14 protein-coding genes and 1 pseudogene are annotated in these 18,853 nt (G+C 63.5%); 5 read left to right on the top strand and 10 right to left on the bottom strand.

What is annotated here, in order from left to right:
* Window positions 1-105 precede the first annotated feature (105 nt).
* Window positions 106-1,383: a cyclic nucleotide-binding domain-containing protein gene (locus Q0L94_RS11305; RefSeq protein WP_296753336.1), complete on the top strand. Its 1,278-nt coding sequence runs from the start codon at window positions 106-108 to the stop codon at window positions 1,381-1,383.
* Between the two features lie 79 nt (window positions 1,384-1,462).
* On the opposite strand, the gene cysC is transcribed toward Q0L94_RS11305, so the two are convergent.
* From cysC to Q0L94_RS11255, 10 genes are all read right to left on the bottom strand, one after another.
* Entirely contained in the window at window positions 1,463-3,094 is a 1,632-nt protein-coding gene (gene cysC / locus Q0L94_RS11300; protein WP_296753335.1) for an adenylyl-sulfate kinase, read from the bottom strand.
* A 25-nt stretch (window positions 3,095-3,119) separates the two neighbouring features.
* Entirely contained in the window at window positions 3,120-4,073 is a 954-nt protein-coding gene (locus tag Q0L94_RS11295; protein ID WP_296753333.1) for an acetyltransferase, read from the bottom strand.
* A complete protein-coding gene (locus Q0L94_RS11290) occupies window positions 4,060-6,396 on the bottom strand; it encodes a VanZ family protein (protein ID WP_296753332.1) in 2,337 nt (778 codons plus the stop codon). Before Q0L94_RS11290 ends, Q0L94_RS11295 begins: the two co-directional genes overlap by 14 nt.
* A complete protein-coding gene (locus Q0L94_RS11285; protein WP_296753330.1) occupies window positions 6,393-7,610 on the bottom strand; it encodes a hypothetical protein in 1,218 nt (405 codons plus the stop codon). The genes Q0L94_RS11290 and Q0L94_RS11285 overlap by 4 nt, the downstream gene beginning before the upstream one ends.
* Before the next feature lie 33 nt (window positions 7,611-7,643).
* Complete coding sequence (locus Q0L94_RS11280) at window positions 7,644-8,195, bottom strand: shikimate kinase (RefSeq protein ID WP_296753329.1); 552 nt, start codon at window positions 8,193-8,195, stop codon at window positions 7,644-7,646.
* A gap of 116 nt (window positions 8,196-8,311) precedes the next feature.
* Window positions 8,312-10,600, bottom strand: coding sequence for a type IV pilus secretin family protein (pilQ, locus tag Q0L94_RS11275; RefSeq protein ID WP_296753327.1), 2,289 nt, complete (start codon window positions 10,598-10,600; stop codon window positions 8,312-8,314).
* Window positions 10,601-10,648: 48 nt separating this feature from the next.
* Window positions 10,649-11,146 (bottom strand): pilus assembly protein PilP, encoded by a 498-nt coding sequence (locus tag Q0L94_RS11270; protein ID WP_296753325.1) that lies wholly within the window; start codon window positions 11,144-11,146, stop codon window positions 10,649-10,651.
* Window positions 11,143-11,763 (bottom strand): type 4a pilus biogenesis protein PilO, encoded by a 621-nt coding sequence (gene pilO / locus Q0L94_RS11265; protein WP_296753323.1) that lies wholly within the window; start codon window positions 11,761-11,763, stop codon window positions 11,143-11,145. Before pilO ends, Q0L94_RS11270 begins: the two co-directional genes overlap by 4 nt.
* Window positions 11,760-12,338 (bottom strand): PilN domain-containing protein, encoded by a 579-nt coding sequence (locus Q0L94_RS11260; protein WP_296753322.1) that lies wholly within the window; start codon window positions 12,336-12,338, stop codon window positions 11,760-11,762. The genes pilO and Q0L94_RS11260 overlap by 4 nt, the downstream gene beginning before the upstream one ends.
* Window positions 12,335-13,423: a pilus assembly protein PilM gene (locus Q0L94_RS11255; protein WP_296753320.1), complete on the bottom strand. Its 1,089-nt coding sequence runs from the start codon at window positions 13,421-13,423 to the stop codon at window positions 12,335-12,337. Before Q0L94_RS11255 ends, Q0L94_RS11260 begins: the two co-directional genes overlap by 4 nt.
* Before the next feature lie 372 nt (window positions 13,424-13,795).
* On the opposite strand from Q0L94_RS11255, the gene Q0L94_RS11250 reads away from it, so the two are divergent.
* The 4 genes and pseudogenes from Q0L94_RS11250 to Q0L94_RS11235 form a co-directional block, all read left to right on the top strand.
* The gene (locus Q0L94_RS11250; protein WP_296753319.1) at window positions 13,796-16,177 is read left to right on the top strand and encodes a penicillin-binding protein 1A; all 2,382 of its coding nucleotides are present in this window, start codon (window positions 13,796-13,798) and stop codon (window positions 16,175-16,177) included.
* On the top strand, window positions 16,174-16,749 hold the full coding sequence (locus tag Q0L94_RS11245; RefSeq protein ID WP_296753317.1) for a hypothetical protein: 576 nt from the start codon (window positions 16,174-16,176) through the stop codon (window positions 16,747-16,749). The genes Q0L94_RS11250 and Q0L94_RS11245 overlap by 4 nt, the downstream gene beginning before the upstream one ends.
* Before the next feature lie 72 nt (window positions 16,750-16,821).
* Window positions 16,822-18,216 carry a TIGR03013 family XrtA/PEP-CTERM system glycosyltransferase gene (locus Q0L94_RS11240; RefSeq protein WP_296753316.1) on the top strand — a complete coding sequence of 465 codons (1,395 nt, stop codon included), beginning with the start codon at window positions 16,822-16,824 and terminating at the stop codon, window positions 18,214-18,216.
* A gap of 22 nt (window positions 18,217-18,238) precedes the next feature.
* Window positions 18,239-18,853, top strand: a pseudogene (locus Q0L94_RS11235) (PEP-CTERM system histidine kinase PrsK); the annotation flags it as partial.

Here is an 18,853-nt window from a genome sequence, read left to right as displayed (position 1 = left end):
CAAACCGGGCGGCTGCTCGGGACTGGTACCCGATAAACGGGCTAGGTTACTGAAGCACCCTCTCCTGCGCTGTCATCCGACAGACAATCCTGTAAACTGCGTTTCATGCTTACCTTGGGCGAAATGCTGCAGGCCAGCCTGTGGTCGCGTTCCCTCAGTCCGGAGCAATTGCGGCGGGTGGAAAGCGAGATCATCACCCGCCAGATCCCGGCCGGCGGCTTCGTCTGTCGCAAGGGGGAACCGGTCGAGCACTGGGTCGGGGTGATCGATGGCCTGGTCAAGATGACAAACCTGTCGGCCGATGGCAAGCCTACCACTTTCACCGGCTTGCCCACCGGCGGCTGGTTCGGCGAGGGTTCGCTGTTCAAGGAGGAGCCGCGCCGCTACGACGTTGTTGCACTGCGCAATAGCCACGTCGCCTACATGCCGAAGTCCACATTCAATCGGCTGCTCGACACCAGCATCGAATTCAACCGCTTCCTGCTGGTGCAGTTGAACGAGCGCCTCGGCCAGTTCATCGCCATGGTCGAATACGACCGCCTGCTCGAGCCGGACGCCCGCGTGGCACGCAGCCTGGCCGCCATGTTCAACCCCCACCTCTACCCGGGCATCGGACCGCAGTTGCAGATCTCGCAGGAGGAAATCGGCTACCTCGCCGGCCTCTCCCGCCAGCGCGCCAATGCCGGCAAAACCGAACGCATTGCGGTATGGGGTACGGTCATCGGCGGCGCGCTGTATTTCCTGTTCGCCGCGGTGCCGATCTACCTCACCTACTCCGCCACCCTGGTCGATCCGGCCATGACGTCCGAACTGCTGGCACAGGACGCGCAACTGGTGTTGCCGGCCTTTGTGAAAACTCACCTGCCGTTCTACGCGCAGATCATTTTCTATGGCGCCCTGCTCTCCGTCATCATGTCGACCGCGTCCGGCACCCTGCTGGCGCCTTCCGTCACCATTTCGGAAAACATCATCAAGGAATTCATGCCGCACCATCGCATGAGCCAGAAGACGCTGCTGTGGATCACCCGCAGCGTCGTCGTCGCCTTCACGCTGTTGGTCGTCGTGTATTCGCTGTGGTCGCTGCAAAGCGAAACCAGTATCCACCAGATGGTCGCCAACGCCTACAAGGTCACGCTGGCCTGCGCCTTCGTCCCGCTGGTCGCCGGGCTGTACTGGAAGCGCGCCAGCAATACCGGTGCGGCCCTGTCGATCGCACTTGGCTTTGTCGTCTGGATCGCCATGGAATTCATCGCCCCCGACGCCGCCCTGCCGCCGCATTTTGCCGGGCTTATCGCCAGCGCGATGGGCATGCTGGCCGGATCGCAGAAAAGGCTTGAGGGACGCCTGAAATCGGGCGTCGGGTTCTTTTACAACCGGGGCTGATTTCCGACGGCGCACCCAATCCGGATGGGCAAGTGAAAACGGCGGCCCAAGACCGCCGTTTTCACTGCTCTGGCGCAGCTCAGCGCAAGTAGCCCTCGTGCTCCAGCTTGAGCAGGATTTGCTGCACCGCCTCATCGATGCCCAGGCCAGTGGTATCGATCGCCAGCTCCGGTTTTTCGGGCACTTCGTAAGGATCGGAGACGCCGGTGAACTCCGGGATCAGTCCCGCACGCGCCTTCGCGTACAAACCCTTGCGGTCGCGCGATTCGCAGGTTTCGATCGGGGTGGCGACGTGGATTTCGACGAAGCCGCCGACCGTCTCGATCATGGCGCGCACATCGCGGCGCGTCTGGCGATACGGCGCAATCGGCGCGCAGACGGCGATGCCGCGATTCTTGGTGATTTCGCTCGCGACAAAACCGATGCGCCGCACATTGATGTCGCGGTGTGTTTTTGAAAAGCCCAGCTCGGACGAGAGATGGCGGCGCACGATGTCGCCGTCCAGCAGGGTCACCGAACGTCCGCCCATTTCCATCAGCCGCGCGGTCAACGCACGCGCGAGCGTGGATTTCCCCGCACCGGACAGGCCGGTGAAGAATACGGTGAATCCCTGGCGTTCGCGTGGCGGATTCTGCCGCTGCAACTCGACCAGCACTTCGGGAAAGCTGTACCAGTCGGGGATTTTCAGCCCCGCCCGCATACGGCGCTGGAACTCCTCGCCGCTGAGCGTGAGCAGGCGCGCGCCGGCCGGAGCCACGGATTCCGGCAGGTGCTCGGCGCGGTCTTCCACATAGACCATGCGCGGGTAGGCAATGAGTTGCACGCCGATTTTCCCGGCCAGTTCGGCCACCGGCAGATCGGCATCTGTCCGGGCGAGGTCTTCGCCGCGCCGGCAGTTGCCGTCGGCCTGGTGTTCGCCGCCCGCAATCAGCAGGTCGCAGCCATGATTGCGCGCGACGATGGCGCGCAGCAGCAGCGCGCGCGCGCTGGCTTCGCGAGGCAGCGCCGGCAACAGCGACAACTGGGTCGTCGCGGCGGGAAAGCGTTCGCGTATGGCGAGGAAACTGCGCACCAGGCCAAAATAGGCCGGTGCATCGGTGATGTCGCCCCCCACCTGCGGATGCAGCAACAGGTTGGCCTCGTTCTCGATCGCACTTTTCAGGCAGAACTCGAACTGCGCGCGGTGCATCGGCTGGTGCGCCTGCCAGGCGACCACACGTCGCCAGCCGCGCCGGTCAAGCAGCGCGCGCAGCTCGGCCGGGGTGGCACGCAGGCTGGAAAAATCGGGATGCGGCGGCAAGGCGGCGCCTTCGACCGCACCACCCAGGTAGTAGTCATCGCCGTCCCGCCACACGTCGCTGAGCGCCAGCACGGCGAGCATGAAACCTTCGCTGTCGCGCAGGGCGACGCGGTCGCCGGGTTTCAGTTCGGCTGCGGTTTTTTGCCGGCTGGTGAGCGTGACAGGTAGCGGCCAGAAAGTGCCGTCGTCGAGCTGCATGTCCGTCTCGACGCGAGCGCACTGCGCGCGCGTCATGAAGCCGGTAAGCGGCGAATAGGCGCCGCTCACCAGCATTTCGAGTTCGCACTGCTGGCGCCAGCCGAGTTCGAGCGAAGGCAGCCCCAAGGCTTCCTGCTTGAGCGCATCGGCTCTTGCAGGGTCGATCAGGTTGACGAGGGCGCCGCCGTAGGGCGCGATCAGTTGATTCACCATGTTGCTCCAGGAAAAGACCGCGACGCTATTTATAAATCTCGAAGAAGCTAGCAATAAACCGGCCAAGCTCGGACTCGGGCAAATGGTTGATGCCGGCGGCACCCTTGCGTCCGCCGCCGTCGAACTGGCTGCACAGTTCGTCTGCGCCCGACCTCGCAGCCAGCGGCGCGCGCACGCTGACGACGTAGCCGCCGCCCGGCCTGGCGGTGAGCACGGCGTGCGCTTGCGCGGGCGACTCGACCGCCAGCCGGTTGCCGAACACGCCGGAAATCCGCCGCGCCCACTTTTCGGCGGGCAGCATGAAAATGCGCCCGGCCGCGCGCGCTTCCATTGCGTCCAGAGCAACGACGCGCGCCATGTCCTCCCGGTAGCCGGTCTTCAATGTTCGATAGGCGGTCGACTCGGCGGCGAAGGCGAAAGGATCGGCGAACGGACGCAGCTGGCGATACAACTCGGCCGGGTCGTAAAACAGATCGTCAAGGGTTTCGCCATAGCCGTTGTAGTTGAGGCACTCGCCGAGCGACTGCAATTGCGTCAGCTGGCCGGTGGACAGGTTGAGAGGCGCGGCGGCCTGCCGCGCAGCGTCGGCGAGATTGTCGCCGAATGCCGCGGTCACCGCCCATGCCAGTTGCCTGCCGTGCAAATACCGGTTCACCAGCAGACTGGTGCAGACGTTGGCATCGGTGTCGATGTGCGGTTCGAAATGGGGATGCGCCGGGATGTCGCCCGGCTGATGGTGATCGAAATAACGCACGTGCGCGCCCGCTTCGAGCAGCCGGTCGAGCGCGTCGCGGTTTTTCGACAGCGCAATGTCGAGTACGGTGATGCGGTCGCCTGCCTGGGCATCGACCCGTTTCAGCAAGCCGATGTCGCGCTTGGGTCCGGTGATCAGCTCGGAGTCGGCCGGATCGGTCAGGCGCAACTGATGCAGCGCGCAAATGCCGTCCGCGTCGCCGTTGAAAACATCAATGAGAGGCATGGGGAACTTGGCTGTGTAGTCGGGGCATGGCGCGGAAGTGCGGCCATTGTAAGGAGGCCAGCGCCGCGATGACAAGCACGTGCAGCGCGCCGTAGCGCAGCCAGACGACGGGCTGTGCGGCGTAATGCTGGCGGTCGGCGCTCAGCAAAAACTGCAGGGCTGAAAATTGCTGACCGTATTTGTCGATTTCGCCTGCCAGCCCGAGATGCAGAAACAAAGCCGCCAAGGGCAGCGACGCAAGCACAACGGCCAGCTGCCGGGTGCGCTGCGCTGCCGGTAGCGGCGAAGCCAGCCAGGCCGCCGCCAGGAACAGCACGTAGAGCCAGGCGCATAGCGCCGCAAAGGCCAGCGGCCGCGGCACCGCCATGAGCTCCGTGAGGTTGTCGGTGGCCGCCTGCACGACGATGCCCCAATACGCCAGCAGCAGCACCGGAACCGCCGCCCAGAAATGCTCGGCCCCCAGCCGCCGGCCGCGCCAGCGGCGTACGGTTTGCGCAGCCAGATACAGCAACGCCCCGGGCACCGCCAGCAGCGCCATCCAGCGCAGTCCGAGTTCCCACTGTCCGGGCCAGTCCAGCACCGGACTGCCGGCCAGATCGAAAAGGCTTTCATCCGGTACGGCAGCATCCAGCAATAGAAACGCGATACCTCCGTACACCAGCAGACCAAGGGGAACTTGCGCCAGACGGCCCAGGCCGGACACCCGCCGCCGCGCCAGCCACACCGGCCACACGGCCAGCCAGTAACACGCCAGCGCAAGCAGCAGCGCTGTCAGCCAGGGCGCGTCGTGCCGCAGCAGCTCGCGCACGTTGTAAGGCATAAAGGGGGCATGCGCCGCACTCCAGAACAGCACGGTTAGCCCGCCCAGCATCAGCGGCAAATGCCAGCGCGCACGCGGTGCCGCATGCGGAAAAACGGCGGCCGTGTCGACGGCCGTTCGTGCCGGCACGGCATGGCGCGGCGCGCGCAGCATGCGGCGCGCCATGCCGTAGCCCGCCAGCCCCCCCAGCCAGGCCAGCAGCCAATCGGTGATATCGACGATTTTGTGCGGCAGCATCACCTGCCCCAGTTCGATGACGGCAGGCATTCCCGCCAGCACCAGCATGGCCAGCGCAAACAGGGGGCCGCGCCAGCGCCACGGCTGCCGCGCCACGCCCCACGCCAGCAAACCGCCGAGCGGAGCAAAGAACAGCGTCTTGCGCAGCACTTCGGTGATGGCGCGGTACTCGGTGCCGATGTAATACACCTCGAACGGCACCCGCTGTACAAAGTCGAGCCGGCTTTTGATGAAGGCACCGTCGGTGCGGAAATCGAAGGGAAACCAGAACACGAACAGCAGCACGGCCAGCCATCCCGCCGCCAGCACGAATGGCAGCCATCCCGCCGCCCCGCCCGCATGTGCGGGCGCGGCACCCGCCCGCAGCGGCTGGCCGACGGGCGCTTCGCGCGCGGCCAGCCAGCCGACGATGACGCTTCCCAGGGCGGCGCCGGCGGCGGCCGTGAAGAGGTCGGTGACATCGCTGACGCGCGAAAAGACGAACAGTTGCATGATTTCCAGAGCGACAGCCGTGGCCAGCGTCATGCCCCACACGCGCCACGCGCTGCGTGTCCCGTCGAGCCGCCACAGCAGCGCAAGCGGGGTCCAGATCAGGGCATCGGTGGCGATTTCGTACAGGGCATAGGCCGCATCCCCGGGCAGACGGCCGAACGGAATCAGATTGACCTTGCCGTCCTGCCATTTATGGAAAATCTCGACCAGGCTGATGGTCAGGTCGAGCGGCAGCACGTTATAGATCAGGACCCCCGCCAGATACGCCCAGGCCAGCCGCTCGGCCAGGGCGGCGCGGGCATGGGTGTGTTGCCAGGACTGCAGCCAGTCGACGAACCGCCCGCCCGCCCCCCACCAGGCCAGTACGCCGATGAATCCGCCCAGTGCTTCGGCAAAAATGTCGTTTTGCGACACTGTGCGTTGCGGAAAAAACAGCTGCGTGAACTCGATCCCGATGCTCAACGCGGTGGCCGCGGGAATCAGTGCCAGCGTGGCGAGCCCTTGGCGCAAACGGCTGCAGCCGGCCGACAGCGCGCCCATCCACAGGAAAGTCAGCGGGATGAACAGCAGCAGATTGGCCACCCAGTCGGCGCGCGAGCCGATGCCGAGTTTGAGGAACGGTATCGCCTCGAAGCGGGCCACCGCCTCGTCCCACGGCAACGCATGAAACTTCAATGGCACCAGGCTGCCGTAAACGACAAATACGGTGTACAGCAGCGCAGTCCACCACAACAGGACGCGAGGATTGCCGGATACCCCCATGCTGCGGCTCATGGCCGGAAAGCCTCCGGCATGCGCAGCACGGCGGGCGCCACCCTGGCTCCGGGATGCGACGCGCCCTGCCAATCGGGATAGGCCGCCAGCTCGCCTACCAGCGCAGCCGGCAGGCGAGCCGGTGGCTGTACCTCCGCCAGCAGATGCGCAGTCAGTTCCGCTGCGGCAAGGTTCAAAAAGTCGGGCCGATAGGCCAGCGTGACATTGTGCACGGCCTCGCCGCCCAGCACAGGAGAGGTGGCCGCCACCACATTGGCGATCACGCGCTGACGCCAGGCCGTTCCCTTGCCCTGACGCACCAGGATGCCGGCGCCCGAAGCCAGCACGGTGTTGGAGAAAATCGCCATGTCGCGCGGCACATCGTTGTGCGGCTGAATATGAATCGCATCGCCGCTGCCGTTGATGAATACATTGTCGTACACTGCCACCCGCCCCTCCGCCTGCAACAGCGCTTCGCTCGGATTGTGCAGAAAGAGGTTGCCGTAGACCAGATAGCGGTCTTCGCTGCCTGTACCCATCGGCGGAACATGACCCAGCAGGACATTGGGGCGCGCCTGCGGGCCGGCGACGGCGTCGGACTTGGAAAACACGTTGTACCGAATCACCGTATCGTAGCGCGCTGTCTGGTCTTCCGGGCGTGTGGTTTGATGCTTGATCTGCAGGTTGTAACCCAGCGTGTGCGTAATCCGGTTGGCTTCGATCATGCCGCCGACAAAGGGATCCGAGCCATCGGAATCACCGAAGTACATACCGGTGCCGACCCGTTCGATGCGGTTTCCCCTGACCACCCACCCCAATGCCGGACATTTGGTGGAAATACCCACGTTCTGCTGCGATGCGGCGTGATCGTGGATATGCAGGGACTCCAGCGTGATGTAATCGGCATAGCGGCTGTGGCCCTCGGCCTTGATCGCGTCAACCGGCAGGTTGCCGCCGTCGAGTTCCAGGTGGCGCAACACCAGATGACGGACGTTGACCAGGCTGACCGTGTTGGCGCGCGGCCGTGCGATGAAGCGCGGCGGCGCGGCAGGATCGGCCGCTTCGACGACGATGGGCCGGTCGGCGCGTCCGGACAGATTGTGCAGCGGCAAGCCCTGGCGGTAATCGCCCGGTTCGAGCAGCAAGCGGTCGCCCGGCTGCAACTGACGCACATAATCGCGGTAGTCTTCCGCGCCTGCGCGGTAGTCGGCTGCCGCAACCGCTCCGGCCAGCAAGCAGAGCAAGCCTGCGCAGACGGCTCGCCGCATTCAGCCCGCCGTATCGGGCAGCGGCAGCCCGCTCCTCAGCAAGTCCAGCTTGCCGAGGAGCACGCGGGTCATGCCCGCCACGCTCTGCCGCCCGGTATCCACCACGATGTCGGCCACTTCGCGATACAGGGGGTCGCGCTGTTTATAGAGTTCGCGCAAGCGTTCCAGCGGGTCGTCCGTTTGCAGCAGCGGGCGGTTGCGGTCATGCCGCGTGCGCTCGTACAAATGCTCGGGCGTGCCGCGCAAATAAATCACCACCCCGTTTTTTTTCAGATTGTCGCGATTGGCTGCCGACAGCACCGCCCCGCCGCCGGTGGCCAGCACAATGCCCGACAATGCGGTCAGCTCGGCAATCGCCGCCTCTTCGCGCTTGCGGAAGCCCGCTTCCCCTTCGATTTCGAAAACGACCGGAATCTTGACGCCGGTGCGCGCCTCGATTTCGTGGTCCGAATCGTGGAAGACGCAGCCGTAATGCCTGGCCAGCAGCCGCCCCACCGTGGTCTTGCCGGCGCCCATCAGTCCGACCAGATAAAGATTGTCGCGCTTGCTCATGGCGCCATTCTAATTGAGAGCCGTCCGATCGACAGCAGCATCGACTGGGCGGATGGTCAGAGAAAACCGGACAAAAAAAGCGCGGGACAGGCCCGCGCTTGGATGGGCAAGCGCAATCAGCGGAGCGACAGGCGCTCGTCGAGAATGCGCGGGGTAAGGAAAATCAGCAGCTCAATTTTGTCTTTCTGCTTGCTTGAATTCTTGAAAAGGTTGCCGAGGAAGGGAACATCCCCAAGGAACGGAACCTTATTGACGTCATTCCGATCGACCTCTTCAAAAATTCCGCCCAGCACAGCCGTTTCGCCATTGCTCACCCGCACCTGGGTTTTGGCACGCTTGGTTTCAATGGTGGGCGCGCTCAGGCCTGCAGCCGTAATCACCGGGCCGCGTGCATCCTTCTGGATCTCCACGCTCATGATGATGGAATCGTTGTTCAGGATTTGCGGGTCCACCAGCAGACAGAGGAACGCATCCTTGAATGTAACGGTCGTCGTCGCGACTCCGCCAGAAACGGTTTGGGTGACATAAGGAATCTGCTCGCCTTGCAGGATCACCGCCGGCTTCTGGTTGGACGTCACGACACGCGGGCTGGAAAGAATTTTTCCGCGGTTGTCCGCTTCTAGCGCCTGCAATTCCAGACTGATCAAATTACCTGTCGCGATATTCAACAATGACAGGCCGAACGAGCCCGGAGCCGTGCTGCCCGAGATCGGCAAATTGACATTGTTGGAGATCGTGCCTGCCTCGGCAGCCAACTGATTGCCCGACAGGTTGATACCTGTTTGCGAGCCGGCCAAATTGGTCGTGCCTGTAATCCGGGTGCCCAGCCGTGCGCCCAACTGGCGGCCCCATTGCGAATCGGCAATGACCACCCGCGCCTCGATCATGACCTGGCGGGTGGGCACGTCCAGTCGCGCGAGCAGTTCGCGAACTTCCTGAATCTTGCGTGCGGTATCGGTGATGATCAGCGTATTGGTCTTCAGTTCGTAGGTGGCACGACCGCGCTTGGTCAGGACTTTCTGGTCGTTGTCGCCCTGGCCTTTCTGCGACGCCTGCGCCGCGGCAGCGCCGCCCAGGCCCTGGGCTTGCGCCGAACAGTTCACCGCGTTGTTGGTTGCCGAATTGAGGAAAGCGCCGGAGGCAAAGCCGTACAGCATGGTTTGCGCCTCGTCCGCCCGCATGTAGTTGAGCTGGATGTACTCGGTGGTCAGGGGCTCGAGGTCGGCCACTGCATTCTTGGCCTCGAACTCCAGCTTCTCTTTGGTCAGCAGTTCGTCCTTGGGCGCGATCCAGATCACGTTGCCGTTCTGGCGCTTGTCCAGGCCCTTGGTCTGCATGATGAGGTCGAGCGCCTGGTCCCACGGCACGTCTTTCAGGCGCAGGGTGAGGTTGCCGGCCACGGTGTCGCTGGCGATGATGTTGAGGCCGGTGAAGTCGGCGATGACCTGCAGCACCGAGCGCACCTCGACGTTCTGGAAATTGAGCGAGAGTTTTTCGCCGCTGTATTTCACCTTGCCGTCGGCGGTTTTCTTCTGGCCGTCGGCCGCCGCCTTGACTTCGACGATGAAGCTGTTGTCGGTCTGATAAGCCGAATACTCCCAGCCGCCCTTGGGTTCGATCACCATGCGGGTGTTGTCGCCCAGGGTATAGGTTTCGATGGTCTGCACCGGGGTGCCGAAATCGGACACGTCGAGGCGGCGCTGCAGGGCCTGGGGCAATTCGGTGCCGATGAAGTCGACGACCACGCCGTTGGCCTGCTGGCGGATGTTGATCCCCGCCTGCGCATCGGACAGCGTGGTCACGATGCGCGCCTCGCCCGCTGCGCCGCGCCTGAAATCGACATCGCGGATGCTGTGGCGCGCCGTACCGGGTCCCGCTTCGGCAAACCGCGGGCTGACGTTCACCGGCGCCGGTACGGCGCCGGCATCGCCCAGCGCGACGAGCAGCGACTTGCCGTCGATCCTGGCGTCGTATTCAACCGCCTTGTTCAGGTTCAGCACCAGGCGGGTGCGCGTTCCAGCCTGCACCACGTTGACGCTCGACAGAGGGCCGAGGTTGGCATCCACCGTGTTGCGTCCCATGGCGTTGCCGGTGTCGGGCAGATCAAGCGCGATGCGCGGCGGATTGCCGACGGTAAACCCCGCCGGCGTGGCGGTCAGCGCATTCTTGAGGTTGACGCGCACCACGACCTTGCCGCCAGGCAGGGTGGTGGTTTCGACGCTTTGCACTGCGTTGCCGGTGGGCGGCACGTCGGCAGCACGCACTGCGAGAGGCAGCACCAAGCCAGCGAGCAGGGCGATCCCGAACAGCTGGCGGGTCATACGATCTTTCGCAAGCTTCAGCTTGTAGAAAGCCGGCGTCCCCTTGCGGGACATTTTCTGGGCAATTTTGGGCAATGCGTTCATGTCAGCCTCTTTGGAATTCAGAGTTACTTGTACCCTTCCGGGTGCGAATCATTCTTGCAAATTCAGGGTGCTGGCGCGCTCGGACCAATCCCCGGCGCTATCCTGGACGATCTCACGCAAGCTTATCTGGCTATCGTCGATCTGCGTGACGAGGCCGAAATTCTGGCCCACGTAATTGCCTTTCCTGACGTGGTAAATCGCATTGTCCGGAGTTTTGATCACCGCATGGATCACGCCTTGCCGGGACAGTGCGCCAACCATTTTCAGGGTTTCCAGCGAAAAGGCTTCGAGCGGCTCTTTCGGGCGATTGAAGTCGGGCTGCATGCCGCCGCCGCCTCCGGTCGACAGCTTTCTCGACTTGAACGGGTCGGGCAGATCGAAGGCATTGTAGGTGAACGGCTCATAGACCTTGACCTGCGGCAGCGGCTCGATTTTTCCCTGCATGTCGCGGCCGGTCTCGGCAACGAAGGTTTGCAGGTCGTCCATGCTGCCGCCGCTGCAGCCGGCCAGGCCCAACACGAGTATGACAGGCGCCAGGCGCTTCATTTCTTTTGCTCCTTGGCTTGCTGCTTCCTGGCAATGAGTTCCTCATCGTCCAGGTAGCGATAGGTTTTGACGACGGCATCCATATTCAGCACGCCATCCTTGGCGGGTTCCATGGCAATGTCCTGCAGGGTGACGATGCGCGACAGCTTGGAGACGTCGCTGACGAAAGCCGCAACGTCATGGTAGCCGCCGGTGACCTTGACGCGGATCGGCGTTTCCGCGTAAAACTCCGACGCGGTTTCGGCTTCGGGCTTGAACAGGTCGAACTGCAGGCCGCGCCCCAGTCCCGCCTGGTTGACGTCGGTAATCAGGGCATCCATCTCCTGCTTGTTGGGCAGCTGCTTCAGCAGCGCGCCGAAGGCCTGCTCGATATCGGCCAGCTGCTTCTTGTAGGCCTCCAGATTGATGGCCTGATTTTTCTTGGTGGTGAACACGCTGCGCAGCTCGGTTTCTTTCTGCTTGGCGGCATCCAGCGTCTCCATGCCGCCGCGCCAGTCAAACCACCAGCCCGCCGCCACGATCGCCACGCACAGCAACCCCAGTGCCGCGAGCTTGGTCGGCAGCGGCCAGTCGGCCAGGGTTTTCAGATCGAGTTTGTTGAGTTCGTCCAGGGTCATGCTTTGCCCCCTTTGTCATTCGCGTCGTCCGCCTGCTGACGGGACTGCTTGACCGACAGCATGAACTCGTTGGCGCGCAGGTTGTTGACCGTGGTGGCCTTGATTTCGACCAGATTGGCCGATTCGAACCAGGGCGAGCTGTCCAGATTGCGCATCAGGGTGGATACGCGCGCACTCGACTGGGTGTAGCCGCTGATGGTGACGACATCGCCCGCCTGCTTGAAGGATTTCAGGTAGAGGCTGTCCGGCAGCAGGCGAATCATCTGGTCGAACAGGTGAACGACTTCGGTGCGATTGGACTGCAAGGTCTCGACGACCTGCTTGCGCTCCAGCAGCGCCTGAGTCTGTTCGCGAATCTTTTTGATTTCGCCAATCTGGCCATCGAGCTTGGCGATCTCCTGTTCGAGAAAGCTGTTGCGGGCCTCCTGCGCCGACTGGCGGGCGGCGATCAGGCTGTGGCCGAGAATGACGGCAACGACGCCCGCCGCGACAGCGATGCCGAGCAGGATGTTGAACTGGCGGCGCCGTGCGGCGCGTTTCAGTTCGCGGTGGGGGAGCAGGTTGATGCGTATCATTGCGGGTCGAACCTCCGCATGGCGAGGCCACAGGCGACGAACAGGGAAGGCGCATCGGCGGTCAATGCCTGCGGCCGGATTTTGGAGCCGACTGCCATGTTGGCAAACGGATTGACGACCAGGGTCGGGGTGCCGGTGCGCTGGCTGACCACTTCATCGATGCCGGGAATCATGGCACCGCCGCCGGCCAGCAGGATCTGATCGACCTTGCGGTACTGGGTCGACGTGGTGAACAGCTGCAAGGCGCGGCCGATTTCCATCGCCAGGGTTTCGCTGTAGGGCTGCAGCACTTCCATGTCGTAGCTTTCCGGCAGCGTGCCGCGGCGCTTGGCGTTTTCCGCCTCCTCGCTGGTCATGCCATAACGGCGCGAAATTTCGTTGTTGAGCTGGTTGCCGCCGAAACCGTGCTCGCGCAGGTAAACCGACTCGTTGTCGTTGAGGATGTTGATGTGCATGTTCTGCGCGCCCACATCGATGATCGCCACGGTCTGGCCGTCGCCGCTGTTGGGCAGCAAGTGCGCGATCTGTTCGTACGCGGTTTGCGTGGCATAGGATTCGACGTCCATGATGAGCGCCTTGAGGCCGGCCGCTTCGACGGCCGCCACCCGGTCTTCGACTTTTTCCTTGCGCGCGGCAGCCAGCAGGATTTGCACGTCGTCCGGGCTGGCGGGCGAGGGGCCCAGCACCTGGAAGTCCAGATTCACTTCGTCCAGCGAGAAGGGGATGACCTGGTTGGCCTCGGTTTCCACCTGGTTTTCCAGATCGATGCCCTTCAGGCTGGCCGGGGCCAGTATTTTCTTGGTGATGACCGCCGACGACGGCAATGCCAGCGCAACGTTCCTGACCCGCGTGCCGAGCTCCTTCCAGGCGGTACGCAAGGTATCCGCCACCTGGTCGAGGTTGGCGATGTTGCCGTCGGTCACGGCATCCTTGGGTAAAGGCTCGATGACATAGCGCTCTACCCGCATCATCCCCTTGCCTGCGTCGGACAGCTCCACCAGCTTGACCGCGGTCGTACTGATGTCGAGTCCCAGGATGGGTAGACTTTTGGCAGACAGCCAGTCCAGGTTGATATTCAGGTGCAAGGGATTTCCTTTACGCTTCTGTGAGTTGGCGCATTTTCTTGTTATTTTTTTTAAATGCTAGCAACAACACACGGTTTTTAACAGTTTTTTTCTCACCGCTCTGCAAGAGTTGAACAACTGTGTCCAATTTCCAACACCACTAACGCCTATAATCGCCGGAAACTTTAGACATCACGTAGCCGATTCCACCCTGAATTTGAAACGGGATAGCCATCAGGCTTACTGTATTAAGGCCTCATGGCAGGAGCCGCATCAACCGGCCATTAAAATACAGCGGGGTATGAGATGGCCCCGCGGGCCGGCCGATGCGGGATCGGAAAAGGGTGCGGCTGTTGCAGGCATTTTCATGCCGTCTCGATATTAAGGAACCGGATGTTTTCCAAATGGTGGCATTACGTATTGGCACTGATTGTCAGCCTCGGTGTGGTCGGCACGGCATTGGCCGGACTGGCGGCAGCACTGATCTACCCCAACCTGCCTCCGCTTGAAGCGCTAACCGATTACAAACCCAAGCTGCCGCTGCGCATCTACACGGCTGACGACGCCTTGATCGGCGAATTCGGCGAGGAACGCCGTGCTTTCATCGCCATCGACAAGGTTCCGCAATACATGAAACAGGCGATCATCGCCGCCGAAGACGAGCGCTTCTACACCCATGGCGGCGTGGATACGCTGGGAATATTGCGCGCCGCAGGATCGAACCTGCTGTCCGGAGGCGCCAAGGAAGGCGCGTCCACCATCACCATGCAGGTGGCACGCAACTTCTTCCTGTCGAACGAAAAAACGCTGACCCGCAAGCTGTCGGAAGCCATGCTGGCGATGAAGATCGAGCACAATCTGTCGAAGGACAAAATCCTCGAGCTCTACATCAACCAGATCTACCTCGGCCAGCGTGCCTACGGCTTCGAGGCCGCAGCGCGCACTTACTTCGGCAAGCCGATGCACGAGCTGTCGCTGGCCGAGTTCGCCATGCTGGCGGGACTGCCGAAGGCGCCCTCACGCTACAACCCGGTAGTCAATTTCCCACGCGCCAAGGCGCGCCAGGAATATGTGCTGGGCCGCATGCGCACGCTCAAGTTCATCGACCAGCCCACCTGGCAGGCTGCCGTCAAGCAGAAGCTGGTCATCCGCCAGGCACGCCGACAGACCGACGTAACCGCCGACTACGTAGCCGAAATGGTGCGCCAGACATTGTTCGAAAAATACGGTGAATCGATCTACAGTTCCGGCTACAAGGCGGTCACCACCCTGAGGCGCGCCCAGCAGGCCGCAGCCAACCAGGCGGTGTGGCATGGCATCGCCGATTACGACCAGCGCCACGGCTATCGGGGACCGGAAAAGCAGCTCAGCCTGCCCGCCGACAAGACGCAGCGCGAAGCCGCCATTGCCAGCGCACTGGAAGACCTCGCCCCCGTCAGCGACATGCAGCCCGCCGTGGTCGTGGCTGCCAGCGCCAAGCTCATCCGCGCCCAATTGCACGACGGCACCGTGGTCGACATTTCCGACAACTCGCTGAAGTGGGTGGCCAACTGGGTGGCCGGCAAAAAAGGGCGGCAACTCAGCCCCGGCGCGGTGGTGCGCGTGCAGGCGACGGGCCGCAAGCCGCACTGGCGGCTGGCGCAGCTGCCCGAGGTCGAAGCCGCGCTCGTCGCCCTGAACCCGCAGGACGGCGCCATCACCGCGCTGGTCGGCGGGTTCGATTTCAACCGCAACAAATTCAACCGCGTCACCCAGGCCTGGCGGCAGCCGGGATCGAGTTTCAAGCCCTTCATCTACTCTGCGGCGCTGGAAAAAGGCTATACCCCCGCCACCATCGTCAACGACGCGCCGCTGTCGCTGGCCGCAGAAGAAGCCGGCGGCACCGCCTGGGAACCACAGAATTACGACGGCAGCACCAGCGGCCCGGTGCGCATGCGCAGCGCACTGACCAAATCGCTCAACCTGGTGTCGATACGCATTCTGCAAGGCATCGGCCCGTATTACGCGCGCGACTACATCCGCCGCTTCGGCTTCGACCCGGCGCGGCACCCGCCCTATCTCACCATGGCGCTGGGCGCCGGCAGCGTCACCCCGCTGCAGATGGCCGCGGCCTATGGGGTGTTCGCCAACGGCGGCTTCGGCGTCAAACCCTATCTGATCGACAAGGTGTACGACAAGGACGGACGGCTGCTGATGCAGGCCAGCCCGCAACAGGCCGGCGGCAACGCGCCACGCGTGATCGACCCGCGCAATGCCTGGCTGATGACCAACATGATGCAGGACGTGGTGCGTTACGGTACCGCCGCGCGCGCCGGCCAGCTGGGGCGCAGCGACATCGCCGGCAAGACCGGCACCACCAACGACGCGCGCGATACCTGGTTCGCCGGCTACAACCCCGGCCTGGTAGCGATCGTCTGGATGGGCTACGACCAGCCGCGCTCGCTGGGACGGCGCGAGACGGGCTCCCAGTCGGCGCTGCCGATCTGGATGAGTTTCATGGATGTGGCGCTCAAGGGGACGCCGCAGACGGGCTGGGCGATGCCCGGCGGCATCGTCAGCGTGAAAATCGACCCGACCACCGGTACCCGCCTGCCGGACACCATGCTGGGTGAACTACTGGGTGACTGGCTGGGCGACAAAGGAAGCGGCATGGTGGAGCATTTCTATCAGGAATTCCCGCCGCCCGAGGCGCCGCCCGCAGACTGGAACAGCGATCCGGCCAATCCCGCCGAATCGGCCCCTCCGGCTCCGGCGTGGCCCGGAACCCCGCTATGAAACATCAGGACATGCGCCGCCGCATTGCCCATGCAGCGGCACGCATGCTGGCGGAAGACGGCAGCCTCGATTATGGCAGCGCCAAACGCAAGGCGGCGCGCCAATTGGGCGCTCCCGACAGCAACAACCTGCCCGACAACCAGCAAATCGAGGAAGCGCTGCGCAGCTATCAGGCTCTCTACCAGGCCGACGAAACGCGCGCCCAGCTCACGCTGCTACGGCAAGTCGCCATTGAATACATGGAGCAGCTGGCGGCTTTCGATCCCCACCTGACCGGCCCGGTGCTCAACGGCACCGCAGGGCGCTATACCGACATCAACCTGCAGCTCTTCACCGACGACCAGAAGGATGTCGAGTTCCTGCTGATGCGCCAGGCTGCGCCCTACCAGGCCGGCGAACAGCGCGCACCGGACGCCGCGGGGCGCGCCTATCCGCGCTTCATCATCGACGATCCGCGCGCGCCGGTCGACATTGTCGTCTACCCCGCCGCCGAACTGCGCAACATGAAACGCCTACAGGCGGACGGCAGCCCGCGGCGCCTGCGCCTGCCCCAGGTACGGGGCCTGATTTGAGCCATCTCTCAGCACCCACTCTGGCATGAATGATGCTGAAACGCACCACATGATTCTTTCGAGCGAACAGCCGTGATCCGATTTTTCCGGCACTACGTGCCCCTGAATTTATTGCTGCTGATGTCGATCGAAGCGCTGATTCTAGGCGGCGCCATCTACGCTGGAGTCAACGCCCGGTTCCTCGACAGCGGCACGATCCCGGACGATCTCGGCCCCCTGCTGCCCAAAGCCCTGGCCTTCACCGCCGTCATGCTGGGGCTGATGACCGCCAGCGGCCTCTACGACCTGGAATGGCAGGGCGGCGTACGTGCGCTGCTGCAGCGCCTCGGCCTGAGCTTCGGACTCGGCCTGCTGGCAATGAGCCTGCTGTTTTATTTCTTCCCCACCCTGCTGGTCGGGCGGGGCGCCTTCCTGCTCTCGTTCGGCCTCGCCCTGCTGGGCATTTTGCTCAGCCGCACGCTGTTCATCCGCTGGACGCGGACGGGCGCACTCAGAACCCGCGCCCTCGTGCTCGGCACCGGCAGCCGCGCCGCCCACATCGAAACCCTGCTGGCCAAGCGCGGCCATGCCAGCAATATTCAGGTAATGGGCTATTTGCCGATGGGCGGCAGTCACCATTTCGTCGACCATGCCCGCATTCTCGACACCCAGGAACCGCTGCCCGAACTGGCGCAGCGTCTGCAAATCAGTGAAATCATCCTCGCCGTACGCGACCGCCGCGGCGGCGGCATGCCTATGCAGGACCTGCTGAAGTGCAAGCTGCATGGCATCCGCATCCTCGAACTGTCGAGTTTTTTCGAACGCGAAAACGGCCATTTGCAACTCGATTCGATGAACGCCAGCTGGATGATCCTGGCCGAAGGATTTCATCAAGGCATCGTGCGCGACACCGTCAAGCGGCTGTTCGATCTGCTGGTCAGCGCCGCCATGCTGGTGGTCTGCCTGCCGATCATGGCGCTGGCCGCGCTGCTGGTCAAACTGGAAAGCCCCGGCCCCGTTTTGTATCGCCAGGAGCGTGTCGGCCAGGGATGCCGCAGCTTCACCATCTTCAAATTCCGCAGCATGTGCGTCGACGCCGAAAAAGACGGCAAACCGCGCTGGGCCGGTCAGAACGACAGCCGCGTGACGCTCACCGGGCGCTTCATCCGGCGCACCCGCATCGACGAATTACCGCAGATTTTCAACGTATTCTTTGGCGACATGAGCTTCGTCGGCCCGCGCCCCGAACGCCCTTATTTCGTGCAGGACCTGACCCAGAAAATCCCTTATTACGGCGTGCGCCACACCGTCAAGCCCGGCATCACCGGCTGGGCGCAGGTGCGCTACGCATACGGCGCGACCGACGAGGACGCCATGCACAAGCTGCAGTACGACCTCTATTACGTCAAAAACCACAGCCTGTTTCTCGATCTGATGATCCTGTTCCAGACTGCCCAGGTGGTGCTGTGGGGGAAGGGCGTGCGCTGAGCGCGCGCCTGAAGCCGTCTCCATGCCCGACACTCTGTTCCTCCTGGCGACTGTCGGCTATGGCTTGGCAACCCTGGCCTATCTGGGGCTGTCCGGCCTCATTGTCGCCAGTTGGCGGCGGCGGCCGCAGGGGCGGCTGCTGGTGCTCGCCACCGGGCTCAGCGCCGTCTGGGGCGCGCTGTCGGCACTCACCGCCTGGGGACTGTTGGCGCCGCGGCAGGAACTCGCCGCCGAAGTGGCGCGCAACGGCGCCTGGCTGGCGCTGCTGTTCTACATCCTGCGGCTGCGCCTGCCGCCGGGCACCGTACTGCCCGCGCCACTGCGTTTCATGCGTATTCTCGGCGGCCTGCTTGTCGGCGGCCTGCTGCTCGCCAGCGCACTCCACTTCATCGCTCCCACCCGGCCGGTGCTGGCGCAATGGGCCGGCAACCTGGGACTGGTGCTGCTCACCGTGATGGGGCTGGTGCTGGTCGAACAGGTCTACCGCAGCACGCGCCCGGAAGACCGCTGGGCGATCAAGTTTCTCTGCCTGGGGCTGGGCGGATTGTTCGTTTACGATTTTTATCTGCATGCCAACGCCGCGCTGTTCGGCGCGATGGATGCCCAGGTATGGGCGGCGCGGGGCTATGTGGCGGCG

It is taken from the genome of Thiobacillus sp. (assembly GCF_024708915.1).
The sequence above is the reverse complement of the archived record's forward strand: the minus strand, read 5'-3'. Positions and strand labels throughout refer to the sequence as shown.

Coding starts and splice junctions, on each gene's coding strand:
- Q0L94_RS11290 (WP_296753332.1), bottom strand. CDS start 6,396: ATGAGCCGCAGCATGGGGGTATCCGGCAATCCTCGCGTCCTGTTGTGG.
- Q0L94_RS11245 (WP_296753317.1), top strand. CDS start 16,174: ATGAAACATCAGGACATGCGCCGCCGCATTGCCCATGCAGCGGCACGC.
- cysC (WP_296753335.1), bottom strand. CDS start 3,094: ATGGTGAATCAACTGATCGCGCCCTACGGCGGCGCCCTCGTCAACCTG.
- Q0L94_RS11250 (WP_296753319.1), top strand. CDS start 13,796: ATGTTTTCCAAATGGTGGCATTACGTATTGGCACTGATTGTCAGCCTC.
- pilQ (WP_296753327.1), bottom strand. CDS start 10,600: ATGAACGCATTGCCCAAAATTGCCCAGAAAATGTCCCGCAAGGGGACG.
- Q0L94_RS11305 (WP_296753336.1), top strand. CDS start 106: ATGCTTACCTTGGGCGAAATGCTGCAGGCCAGCCTGTGGTCGCGTTCC.
- Q0L94_RS11260 (WP_296753322.1), bottom strand. CDS start 12,338: ATGATACGCATCAACCTGCTCCCCCACCGCGAACTGAAACGCGCCGCA.
- Q0L94_RS11280 (WP_296753329.1), bottom strand. CDS start 8,195: ATGAGCAAGCGCGACAATCTTTATCTGGTCGGACTGATGGGCGCCGGC.
- Q0L94_RS11295 (WP_296753333.1), bottom strand. CDS start 4,073: ATGCCTCTCATTGATGTTTTCAACGGCGACGCGGACGGCATTTGCGCG.
- pilO (WP_296753323.1), bottom strand. CDS start 11,763: ATGACCCTGGACGAACTCAACAAACTCGATCTGAAAACCCTGGCCGAC.
- Q0L94_RS11270 (WP_296753325.1), bottom strand. CDS start 11,146: ATGAAGCGCCTGGCGCCTGTCATACTCGTGTTGGGCCTGGCCGGCTGC.